Here is a 10,152-nt window from a genome sequence, read left to right on the forward strand (position 1 = left end):
GTCAAGCTGACGATTAAGGAGGCGGTCATGGCGCTCACCGCTCTGCTGGGGCCCTTACTGGAGCCCGCGTTCGCCTTTCGGGGCGTTTCCACGAGTTGGGCGGAAGTGCTCGGCTTCGCGTCGGGCGCTCTCACCGTTTGGCTCGTGGTCCGCCAGCACATCGCGAACTGGCCGATCGGCGTCGCCAACGTCGTCCTGCTGGGACTGGTCTTCCTCTCCGCCGGCCTGTACGCCGACGCCGCCCTGCAGATCGTCTACGTCCTGCTCGGGCTGTACGGCTGGTGGCAGTGGTTGTACGGCGGAGCCGGACGGAGCAGGCTCTCGGTCACCCGAACCGGCCCGGCCGAATGGATCTGGCTCGTGTCGGCCGGTGCCGCGGCGACCGCCGCTCTCACGGCGGTCCTGGCCGTGTGGACCGACTCCGCGGTGCCGTTCTGGGACGCCCTGACCACAGCCCTGTCCCTCATGGCGACCTACGGTCAGTGCCGGAAACTGCTCGAGTCGTGGTGGTTGTGGATCGCCGTCGATGTGATCTACATCCCGCTCTACGCCTACAAGGGGCTCTACCTGACCGGCGCCCTGTACGTGATCTTCCTCGCCCTCTGTGTCGCGGGGCTGCTGTCCTGGCGCAGGGACATGGCCGCCCAGCCGGTGGCGGTGGCGGCATGAACCAGAGATTCGCCCACGGCCTCGTGATCGGCAAGTTCTATCCTCCGCACGCCGGACATCACCACCTGATCGACACCGCGGCCGGACGATGCGCCACGGTCACCGTCGTCGTCGCGGCGTCGAGTGTGGAGAGCATTCCGCTGGCCGGCCGTACGGCATGGCTCAGGGAGGCGCATCCGCAGCCGAACGTCGTGATCGCTCCCGTCGTCGACGACGTCGACATCGACTACGACGACCCGGAGATCTGGACGGCCCACGTCGCCGTGTTCCGGCACGCGCTGGCGATGGCCCACGGCTCGGTTCCGGAGATCGACGCGGTCTTCTCCTCCGAGCCCTACGGCTCCGAACTGGCGCGCAGGTTCGGCGCCGTCCACGTCGACGTCGACCCGGCACGGGAGAGGCATCCGATCAGCGGCACCGAGGTCCGTGACGACCCGGTGGCGGCATGGCACCGGCTCCGCCCCGCGGTGCGGGCCTTCCTCGCCCGCCGTGTCGTGGTCGTGGGAGCCGAGTCGAGCGGTACCACGACACTCGCCAGGGCGCTGGCGGCGGCCTTCGCCGCGCGCGGCGGTGCCTGGGCCGCCACCCGCTGGGTCCCCGAGTACGGCAGGACCTACTGCGAGGAGAAACTGGCGGTGGCCCGCCGTACGGCGAAGAAGAACGGCGAACCCGAGCCATGGCTGGACGATCTGCCGTGGGATTCGGCGGAGTTCACCCTGATCGCCGAGCGCCAACTCGCCTGGGAGGACGCCGCGGCCCGGGTGGGTTCCCCACTGCTCGTCTGCGACACCGACGCCCTGGCCACCTCCGTCTGGCACGAGCGTTATCTCGGCGCCGGATCGCCCGAGGTCATCCGGATGCACGAGCGGGCACGGCACGATCTGTGGATTCACACGTCCGTCGAAGGTGTTCCGTTCGAGCAGGACGGCTGGCGGGACGGCGAGCTCATCCGCGGGCACATGGATCGGCGCATCCGGCGCACCCTGCGGGAAAGGCGCCTGCCGCATGTGATCGTCACGGGTTCGCCGGACGAACGGCTCGCGAGAGCCGTACAGGAGGTCGACGCGCTGCTGGCGAAAGGCTGGGGGTTCACGCGGCCGCTCACCGCCGAGGCGTGAGCCGCTTCTTCCCCGCTTGCCGAAGATCCCGCGATGGACGCACGTGGTCTCCGGATGCGCGTGTCATTTCGAGAAATGGGTGGGAAAAGCGGCTAGCTTGTCCACCTATGAGCAGGCGTTGGGTGGGACCTGACGGTTACGAGATCGTGCCCGCGGATCGCTGCGGACGCCAGGTCCTGCGCGTCCGGCGCGGGGGCATGCTCGTCGCCGACTGCCTGTCCGTCGAGGAGGTGGCCCGATTCGTCGACCTGGCCGACCTCTGCGAAGTGATCCCTCTTCCGCGTGCGGGGGGCGATCTGCGGACCGCCGTCCGCTAGTGGCCGTTGCGTGAGGCGTAACCCCTCTAACGTCAGGGAAACAGAGACCTGAGGGGGAACCAATGCGCCTGTCTGCCGCACCCACGACGGTGTCGATCTCCAAGGCGCGCCGTTTCGCGGCGTTGTGCCTGCTGACCGCGTGCCTGGCGGCGCCGGCCATGACGTCGTGCGGCTCTCCCGGCTCGGCGACCGGTGCGGAGGACGGCGCGGAGACTCCGATCTACGTCCTGAACTTCCACGGCGCGGAGGAGGGCCGGAGCGATCAACGACCCGGCGACCTGACGGTCTCGGAGTTCAGCACGCTCAACCAGGTGGTCTGGCAGAGCTGGGGGCCCACCCGGGCGGCCGGAGCCGGAAAGCTGACCGGGACGTGGTGCCTGCCCGCATGCATGGACAACCCCTACGAGGCCACGGTGACGCTGAGCAACGTCTCGCCGGTCAGGGGCAAGGGCTACTTCACGAAGTACGAGATCACGGCGCGGGTGCCGGAGGACCAGAGGGACCGGGCCGACCTGACCGGCACGCTGCCGACCCCCTGAAACGGACTCCGGCCTGCCCGGAAAGGACTCGGAGATTGATTTCGCATCGGTCGTCGTGGACGTGTAAGGTTGCACCTGTCCGCGGAGCGAAAGCCCTTGCGGACGTGCCCCTATAGCTCAGTCGGCAGAGCGTCTCCATGGTAAGGAGAAGGTCAACGGTTCGATTCCGTTTGGGGGCTCTGGCACAAAAGTCCTATCCGATCCAATTCGGGTGGGGCTTTTGGCTTGGTGGGGGTATCCCCATCTGTGGCACCCGATCATGGTCTGCTCGCGCGTGCGCGGGTGCCGTACAGGTCGGGTATCCTTGCGTGGCCGGTCCCTGTTTTTCCGGTCCAGGCGGAGTAGCTCAGTCAGGCAGAGCAAGCGGCTCATAATCGCTGTGTCGCCGGTTCAAGTCCGGCCTCCGCTACTACCCCAGCCGGGTCCCCTCCTTGAAGGTGATCAGGCCGGGGTTGTCCAGTAGTCCCGAACGCAGAAAGGCACTCCCACGTGGCTGCCACCGACGTTAGGCCTAAGATCACGCTGGCCTGCCAGGAGTGCAAGCACCGCAACTACATCACGCGGAAGAACCGGCGTAACGACCCGGATCGGCTTGAGCTGAAGAAGTACTGCCCCAACTGCAAGTGCCACCAGGCGCACCGCGAGACCCGCTAGGCATCTCTGCGGTAGCCCGGGGGGAAGTACTGCCCACTGTGTCCCTAGGACTGGGCAAGTGCCACCAGGCGCACCGCGAGACCCGCTAGGCATCTCTGCGGTAGCCCGGGGGGAAGTACTGCCCGGCGGTTGGCTGGACGGGGTTGAGGCATCACCTGTGTCCTCGGGACGGGGTGGGTGCCACCGGCCGCACCGAGACTCGTTGAGGCGTACAGCCGATCGGGTTGACGGGCACCTTCAGCGACACTTCAGGACATCTCAATACACACGACCGGCGGTCCCCTCGCGGGATCGCCGGTTTGTCATGTCCACATGATGCACACCGACATTCGCCGGCGACGGTCGATTGATCGCCCGCCCCTGCCCGTCGCTAGGGTTGAGTGGGCCGACGGGGGCCGGTCAGCCGTCCCGCGACAGCCGAACCTTGTTCTGTTAGCGTCGGCCCCGACAGCTCTTCAGCCGCGAAGGAGCCCCACCTCATGGCTTTGAACCGCGATTTCGTCGGGCGGACATTCGAGGCGTCCGCTCCCTACGAGGTCAGTCGCATGAAGATCAGGGAGTTCGCCACCGCGATCGGTGACGACAACCCGATCTACCGGGACAAGGAGGCCGCCGTCGCGGCCGGCCACCCCGACGTGATCGCTCCGCCGACCTTCCCGATCGTGTTCAGCCTCTCGGGCGCGGGCAACGGGATCTCCGACCCCGGTCTCGGGCTCAACTACGCGATGGTCGTCCACGGCGAGCAGCGGTTCGAGTACCGCCGCCCGATCTACGCCGGCGACGAGCTGGTCTGCACGTCGACGATCACCGAGATCCGCAGCGTCGGCCGCAACGAGTTCCTGACCATCCGCAGCGATGTCACCAGCACCACCGGCGAGCTCGTGTGCCAGGCCTACAACACCATCGTGGAGCGGGGAGGGGCGGCGTAACCATGGCTGCGACGATCAAGTACGACGAGGTACAGGTGGGCCAGGAGATCCCGGCCGTCGAGTACCAGGTGCGCCGGGTCAACCTCGTCATGTACGCGGGCGCCTCGGGCGACTTCAACCCCATCCACTGGAACGAGCGGCACGCGAAGTCGGTCGGCCTGCCCGACGTCATCGCGCACGGCATGTTCACCATGGCCGAGGGCGGCCGCTTCGTCACGGACTGGGCGGGCGATCCCGGTGCGGTCGTCGACTACGGCGTGCGCTTCTCGTCGATGGTGGTCGTGCCCGACGACGACCAGGGCGCCACCATCACGATCAGCGGGGTCATCGAGGACAAGCTCGAGGACAAGCGTGTCGTGGTCGCGCTCAACGCGCGGTCCGGCGACGCCCGGGTCCTGTCCAAGGCGCGGGCCGTCGTCCAGCTGTCCTGAGTCGATCATGGGGCCGCCGCGACGTCTCCGGGACGAACGCCGCCCCGCGAGATCGTAAGCTGGCAGGGCCGTGGGATCGCCTCGGCGCTCCGCCCGGTCACGACGGCCGGGCGGTTTCCGATGTCCCTGAGGAATCCCATGGCTGACCGGCTGGCAGAGGTACGGCTCGGGCCGTACACCACCTTGCGGGTGGGCGGACCCGCACGCGCCTTCACCGAGGCCCGTACGCAGGACGAGCTGGTCGAGATCGTCTCTGCGGCCGACAGGGAGGGCGAGCCGGTCCTGGTCCTCGGCGGCGGCAGCAACCTGGTCGTGTCCGACGAGGGCTTCGACGGCCTGGTGGTCCACGTGTCCAGCAAGGGAGTCGACCCCGCGGACACCGGTGATCGGATGGTGGTCACCGTCCAGGCGGGGGAGGACTGGGACGCCCTGGTCGCCCGATGCGTGGCGGAAGGCTGGTCCGGGCTCGAATGCCTGTCCGGCGTGCCCGGACTGGTGGGTTCGACGCCGATCCAGAACGTGGGGGCCTACGGGCAGGACGTCTCGCAGACGATCGTCGGCGTGCGCGTCTACGACCGGATGACCGGCGAGATCAACGACCTCACCTCGGCGGAGTGCGGATTCGCCTACCGGCACAGCGCGTTCAAGGACGATCCGGGCCGTCACGTCGTGCTCGCCGTGACGTACGCGCTGGAGCGGTCGGAGTTGTCCGGCCCCATCGCGTACAAGGAACTCGCCGACCGGCTGGGCGTGGAGATCGGCGCCCGGATGCCGCTCGCCGAGGTGCGGGAGGTCGTGCTCGGGCTGCGCCGTGGCAAGGGCATGGTCCTCGACCCGGCCGACCCCGACACTCGCAGCGCCGGGTCGTTCTTCACCAACCCGATCCTGACCGCGGAGCAGGCGGCAGACCTGGAGTTGCGCGCCCCGGGACATCCCCGATGGGACGTGCCCGGCGGATCCGTCAAGATCCCCGCAGCCTGGCTGATCGAACACGCCGGCTTCCCCAAGGGCTACGAGCGGGGGGTCGTGCGGATCTCGACCAAGCACACGCTGGCCCTGACCAACCCGTCGGGAGAGGCGAGCGCCCAGGACCTGCTCGCCCTGGCGCGTGAGGTCCGTGACGGAGTCGTCGAGAAGTTCGGTGTGACGCTGGTGAACGAGCCCGTGCTGGTCGGGATCACCCTCTGACCGGTACCGGAAGCCGGGCATTTGCCTCCTGCCGGTAGACTCTGCCAGAACCATCCGAAGGGGAGTAGTCCACAATCCACTGATCGACATACTGGCCCGAGCCTTTCCGGCTCGAACGGCCCGGTCGTGGAGCCCATGCGGCGGACGAGACTTTCGGCCCGACAGCCATGCTGCCGGGCCGAAGCCATGCCCGGACTCCCCCGGGTGAGGATCGCCGGCCCGGTCGCGCGTGTGAAGAAAGGCGACCTGTGCAGGCGTTCTGGATCTCTCTGTTCGTGATCTTCGTGGCAGAGCTCGGCGACAAGAGCCAGCTCATGGCCATGACCTTCGCGACCCGATTCAAGCTCTTGCCCGTCCTCACGGGCATCACGATCGCCACGGCGCTGGTCCACCTCGTGAGTGTGGGCCTCGGCGGCCTGATCGGCGACAACCTCCCCACCACCGCGATCTCCATCGCCGCGGGAATCGCGTTCCTGGGCTTCGCGGCGTGGACGCTGCGCGGAGACGAGCTGACCGAAGAGGAGCGCGGCAAAGCCGCCAGGGCACGGCGCACGGCGGTCTTCGCCGTCGGGATCGCGTTCTTCCTCAGCGAACTCGGCGACAAGACCATGCTGGCGACCATCACGCTGGCGACGCAGCACGGCTGGTTCGGCACCTGGATCGGCTCGACCGTCGGCATGGTGGCGGCGGACGCCCTCGCGATCCTCGTGGGGCGCCTGCTCGGCAAGCATCTGCCGGAGAAGTGGATCCGGTACGGCGCGGCCGCCGCGTTCGCCGTCTTCGGCGTGATCCTGCTGGTCGAGCCGTTGTTCGCCTGAGCGGGGGTCAGCCCAGCAGGGAGAGGCGGTGCGCGGCCGCCGCCGCCTCGCCCCGGCTCGAGACGCCGAGCTTCGGCAGGATGTTCGACACGTGCACGCTGGCGGTCTTGGCCGAGATGAACAACTCGGCCGCGATCTCGCGGTTGCTCCGTCCCGCCGCCACGAGCCGCAGGACCTCCACCTCACGTGGTGTCAGCAGGATCTGCTCATCGCGGGCGGCCTGCCGTACGGACTCGGTGAGCGGGTTCCCGACGCGGCGGGCCAGGGCCTCGATCTGCGTCACCAGCGGAGCCGCCCGCAACGAGACGGCGAGAGGGTGAGCCTCGCGGAGCCGTTCGCACGCGCCGTCGCGGTCGCCTGAGGCGGCGGCGTCGCCTGCGGCGTGGAGGAGCGCCTTGCTCCGGGCGTAGGGACGCCCGAGCCGCTTCCACGCCGCCGCCGCGGCATCGAAGTCGCCCTCGTAGATCAGACGGAAGGCGTCGACGACGGGGCCGTCGCTCTTCATGCCACCCGCCAGCACGTCGCCCCCGGCGCGTACGGCGGCGGTTCGGGCGGGGTCGATGGGCGCGACCGCGTCACAGACGAGCCGGATGGAGGCGAGGAGTCGCCAGCCCAGCATGGCCTTCTGTGACAGGGGCGGGTTCGTCAGCGCCACCTCGGCCACTTCGAGGGCTCGCAGCGGTTCGCCCTGGAGGAGGTGCCAGGCCAGGCGCAGGCGGGTGTTGTAGATCCACTCCTGGGTCCACTGGTCGGGAAGCGGAGCCAGTGCGCCCACCTCGGCCAGGAGGTTCTGGGCGAGGTCCTGTTCGCCTCTCGCGATCGCGATGTCCGCCCTGACGCGCAGCAGATGCCACCGGTTCCGGAGCGACGGGCCCATCTTCACGGCGCCGTCGACGAGCTCGATCACCTCGTCCCACCGGCCGAGGGACTCCAGCGCCTCCGCCCGGTTGTTGGCGATGAAGACCCCCTGATGGCGGTACCTGCCGTACTGCCGGGACAGCTTCTCCCCCTCGATGGCGAGCGCGACGGCGTCCTCCGAGCGGCCCAGGTTGTCCAGCGCGTCCACGTTGTTGCCGAGCGCACGGAGTATCACGCGGGCCGACTTCAGCCGCGTGCCGATGGCCAGCGCGCGCTCATTCGTCGCGAACGTCGTCTCGAGATCTCCCGAGATCGAGTGGCCGAGAGCCAGGTTCATCAGCAGGTCGGCCTCCTGCACCTCGTGCCCTCGTTCACGTGCGACGCGCAGCGCCTCTTCGGTGACCGCGGTCCCCTCGGCCACCTGGTTCGACAACATCAGCTCCGAACCCAGCCGGGCGAGCACCAGGGTCCGCATGTCACCGGGAAGCGGGACGAGACTCTCCGCATGCCGGAGATCGTCGAGGGCGCCCGGCTTGCCCCGCTGATGCTTGATGTTGGCCATCCGCACCAGGAGTTCGGCCACACGCTCGGGCGAGTCCCGCTCGTCGAGCTCGGCCAGGGCGCCCCTGACGAACTTCATGCTGCGTTCCATGTCCCCTGACACGTGCGCCGCCTCGGAGGCGCGTTCCAGCACGGTGACGTGGTCCACGCCGATCCGGTCGGCGGCGTCGTGGACCTTGTTCCACAGGGTCAGCACGCGTTCGAGGAGCTGGATCTGCTCGGTGTAGGCGAACGACTTGGCCGCCTTCTGGGCCGCCTCCCACGCGGAGATCAGGGCCCACAGATCGTCGCGGGCGGAGTACCAGTGATGGGCGATCTCGATGGCCGCCCGGCCGTGGGGGACGAGCCTGCGGTCCCGGTCGATCTCCTCGGCGTAGCGCGCGTGCATCCGCGCGTGCTCTCCCGGGAGCAGTTCGTCGTGGACGGCCTCGCGGATCAGGGCGTGCCGGAACACGTAGGCGCCGCCGTCCGCCACCTGGAGCACGTTGGCCGCGATGGCGGGCCGCAACGCGTTCTCGAGGTCGACGTCGGAAAGGCCGCTGACGAGCGCGAGCAGCGGGTGCCCCACCCGGATGCCGCCGGCGGCGGCCGTCCGCAGGACTCGTTGCGTCTCCTCGGGAAGCCGCTCGACGGACCCGATGATCAGGTCGTGCAGCGAGTCGGGGAACGAGCAGTCGTCGGCGTGCTCGAGAAGCGCCTCGACGAAGAGAGGGATGCCCTCGCTGCGCTCGAAGACGTTGTCGACCCTGGCGAACTCGGGGGCGACGCCGAGGATGCCGGCCATCTGCGCGGCGACCTCGTCCTGTGTGAAGCGGGGCAGATCGAGACGGATGACGCCGTCCACCCGGACCAGCTCCGCCAGGACGGGCCGGAGCGGGTGGGTCCGGTGCAGCTCGTCGGACCGGTAGGTCATCACCATGAGGACGGGAGAGGTCCTGAGATTGCGGCTCAGGAACGCGATGAGGTCACGGCTCGACCGGTCCGCCCAGTGGATGTCCTCGATGAGGAGGATCAGCGGCCGCCGTTCCGCCAGCCGTTCCAGCAGGGTGAGGATCAGCTCGAACAGCCGCGCCCTGGCGGACTCGCTCTCCTCGTCACTGCTGGGCTCGCCGAACTCTGGCAGCAGCCTGGCCAGCTCGCGGGCCGCCCCCTCGGGCAGGAGAGCGGCCACCTCGCCCGCACTCGTCTCTCTGACGAGCTGGCGCAGGACCGCGGTGAAAGGGGCGTAGGCGAGGCCCTCCGTGGACAGCTCCACGCAGCCCCCGATGAGCACGTGGGCGCCGTCCTGGGCGGCCTGTTCGGCGAACCGGACGGTCAGACGTGTCTTCCCCACGCCTGCCTCGCCGCCGACGAGGACGGCTGACGTCGCCTGCTTGCGGGCCTGCTCGAACGCCTCGTCCAGGATTCCCAGTTCCTCGCCCCGCCCGACGAAGACAGGGCTCACCGCACGGCGCGTCATGTCATTCAGCATTTCATGCCCTCTGTGATGCTTCCCCTGATTTATCAGGGGGCGAAGCACTTACTCGTTGATGCCCCCGTACGCGACCTCTGTTCATGGTGGCCGCGGAGCCGGCCTCATGGCGGCCGCGGAGCCTCACGGTGGCCTCAAAGCCCGGCCGGGAGGGAGGCTCCGGCCGGGCTTCCGAACGCGTCTCATGAGGTGGTGGTCTTGCCGAACACGCCGCGACGGCGGTGGCCGTCACGCTGGCGCGCCTTCTGGGCCGCCTTCGCCTGGCGGGCGCGGCGGTGATCGGCTGCCTCCACCTGGAGGTCGGCCACCCGGTTGATGATGAGCTGGTACTGAAGCTCGGGACCCATTTCGGTGTCTCCTTGTGTGGTCTCTTCTCTTACAACTCAAGGTTCGGTCTAAGGCCCCCACCCCCACATCGGGCGGATGCCCTATCTCCGGCACGACCTGAGGCGTAGGACGCCTAAGGCATGCGTACGGGCGCCTTAGGCGGGCAGCGGAGATCACTTCCGGCCAGATTTGCCAAAAAAACCAGGGGAGGCTCGGCTGTGGTCAGTTTGGAATCATTCGGACTGGTCGGCGATGCTGGTGCAGTGTCAACT

11 protein-coding genes and 2 tRNA genes are annotated in these 10,152 nt (G+C 68.6%); 11 read left to right on the plus strand and 2 right to left on the minus strand.

All coding sequences use genetic code 11. The features are described from left to right. Positions 1 to 27 precede the first annotated feature (27 nt). The 11 genes from pnuC to Psi02_RS10870 all read left to right on the plus strand — a co-directional run bounded on the left by pnuC (position 28) and on the right by Psi02_RS10870 (position 6,663). Positions 28 to 669, plus strand: coding sequence for a nicotinamide riboside transporter PnuC (pnuC, locus tag Psi02_RS10820; protein ID WP_203973336.1), 642 nt, complete (start codon positions 28 to 30; stop codon positions 667 to 669). Further along, positions 666 to 1,787 (plus strand): AAA family ATPase, encoded by a 1,122-nt coding sequence (locus Psi02_RS10825; protein WP_203973337.1) that lies wholly within the window; start codon positions 666 to 668, stop codon positions 1,785 to 1,787. The genes pnuC and Psi02_RS10825 overlap by 4 nt, the downstream gene beginning before the upstream one ends. Before the next feature lie 107 nt (positions 1,788 to 1,894). Further along, complete coding sequence (locus Psi02_RS10830; RefSeq protein WP_203973338.1) at positions 1,895 to 2,104, plus strand: transposase; 210 nt, start codon at positions 1,895 to 1,897, stop codon at positions 2,102 to 2,104. 62 nt (positions 2,105 to 2,166) lie between these two features. After that, complete coding sequence (locus Psi02_RS10835; RefSeq protein WP_203973339.1) at positions 2,167 to 2,643, plus strand: hypothetical protein; 477 nt, start codon at positions 2,167 to 2,169, stop codon at positions 2,641 to 2,643. A 106-nt stretch (positions 2,644 to 2,749) separates the two neighbouring features. Further along, a tRNA-Thr gene (locus tag Psi02_RS10840) sits at positions 2,750 to 2,822 on the plus strand. A 156-nt stretch (positions 2,823 to 2,978) separates the two neighbouring features. Further along, positions 2,979 to 3,052 (plus strand) — tRNA-Met (locus Psi02_RS10845). Between the two features lie 80 nt (positions 3,053 to 3,132). Further along, on the plus strand, positions 3,133 to 3,297 hold the full coding sequence (gene rpmG / locus Psi02_RS10850) for a 50S ribosomal protein L33 (protein WP_203881979.1): 165 nt from the start codon (positions 3,133 to 3,135) through the stop codon (positions 3,295 to 3,297). 479 nt (positions 3,298 to 3,776) lie between these two features. Then, positions 3,777 to 4,226, plus strand: coding sequence for a MaoC family dehydratase N-terminal domain-containing protein (locus Psi02_RS10855; protein ID WP_203958579.1), 450 nt, complete (start codon positions 3,777 to 3,779; stop codon positions 4,224 to 4,226). 2 nt (positions 4,227 to 4,228) lie between these two features. Further along, positions 4,229 to 4,657, plus strand: a complete 429-nt coding sequence (locus tag Psi02_RS10860; RefSeq protein ID WP_203958578.1) for a MaoC family dehydratase — start codon at positions 4,229 to 4,231, stop codon at positions 4,655 to 4,657. A 138-nt stretch (positions 4,658 to 4,795) separates the two neighbouring features. Further along, on the plus strand, positions 4,796 to 5,845 hold the full coding sequence (locus tag Psi02_RS10865) for a UDP-N-acetylmuramate dehydrogenase (protein ID WP_203973340.1): 1,050 nt from the start codon (positions 4,796 to 4,798) through the stop codon (positions 5,843 to 5,845). Between the two features lie 248 nt (positions 5,846 to 6,093). After that, positions 6,094 to 6,663 (plus strand): TMEM165/GDT1 family protein, encoded by a 570-nt coding sequence (locus Psi02_RS10870; protein ID WP_203973341.1) that lies wholly within the window; start codon positions 6,094 to 6,096, stop codon positions 6,661 to 6,663. 7 nt (positions 6,664 to 6,670) lie between these two features. On the opposite strand, the gene Psi02_RS40685 is transcribed toward Psi02_RS10870, so the two are convergent. Together Psi02_RS40685 and Psi02_RS10880 are read right to left on the minus strand one after the other, a co-directional pair. Further along, positions 6,671 to 9,541: an ATP-binding protein gene (locus tag Psi02_RS40685; protein WP_275415181.1), complete on the minus strand. Its 2,871-nt coding sequence runs from the start codon at positions 9,539 to 9,541 to the stop codon at positions 6,671 to 6,673. Between the two features lie 194 nt (positions 9,542 to 9,735). Further along, complete coding sequence (locus Psi02_RS10880; RefSeq protein WP_203973343.1) at positions 9,736 to 9,900, minus strand: hypothetical protein; 165 nt, start codon at positions 9,898 to 9,900, stop codon at positions 9,736 to 9,738. Positions 9,901 to 10,152: the final 252 nt, after the last annotated feature.

The sequence above is a fragment of the Planotetraspora silvatica genome, from assembly GCF_016863315.1.
GTDB lineage: Bacteria > Actinomycetota > Actinomycetes > Streptosporangiales > Streptosporangiaceae > Planotetraspora > Planotetraspora silvatica.

Excerpts from the sequence above, each read along its gene's own strand:
- pnuC (WP_203973336.1), top strand. The coding sequence starts at position 28 with ATGGCGCTCACCGCTCTGCTGGGGCCCTTACTGGAGCCCGCGTTCGCC.
- Psi02_RS10825 (WP_203973337.1), top strand. The coding sequence starts at position 666 with ATGAACCAGAGATTCGCCCACGGCCTCGTGATCGGCAAGTTCTATCCT.
- Psi02_RS10830 (WP_203973338.1), top strand. The coding sequence starts at position 1,895 with ATGAGCAGGCGTTGGGTGGGACCTGACGGTTACGAGATCGTGCCCGCG.
- Psi02_RS10835 (WP_203973339.1), top strand. The coding sequence starts at position 2,167 with ATGCGCCTGTCTGCCGCACCCACGACGGTGTCGATCTCCAAGGCGCGC.
- Psi02_RS10855 (WP_203958579.1), top strand. The coding sequence starts at position 3,777 with ATGGCTTTGAACCGCGATTTCGTCGGGCGGACATTCGAGGCGTCCGCT.
- Psi02_RS10860 (WP_203958578.1), top strand. The coding sequence starts at position 4,229 with ATGGCTGCGACGATCAAGTACGACGAGGTACAGGTGGGCCAGGAGATC.
- Psi02_RS10865 (WP_203973340.1), top strand. The coding sequence starts at position 4,796 with ATGGCTGACCGGCTGGCAGAGGTACGGCTCGGGCCGTACACCACCTTG.
- Psi02_RS40685 (WP_275415181.1), bottom strand. The coding sequence starts at position 9,541 with ATGACGCGCCGTGCGGTGAGCCCTGTCTTCGTCGGGCGGGGCGAGGAA.
- Psi02_RS10880 (WP_203973343.1), bottom strand. The coding sequence starts at position 9,900 with ATGGGTCCCGAGCTTCAGTACCAGCTCATCATCAACCGGGTGGCCGAC.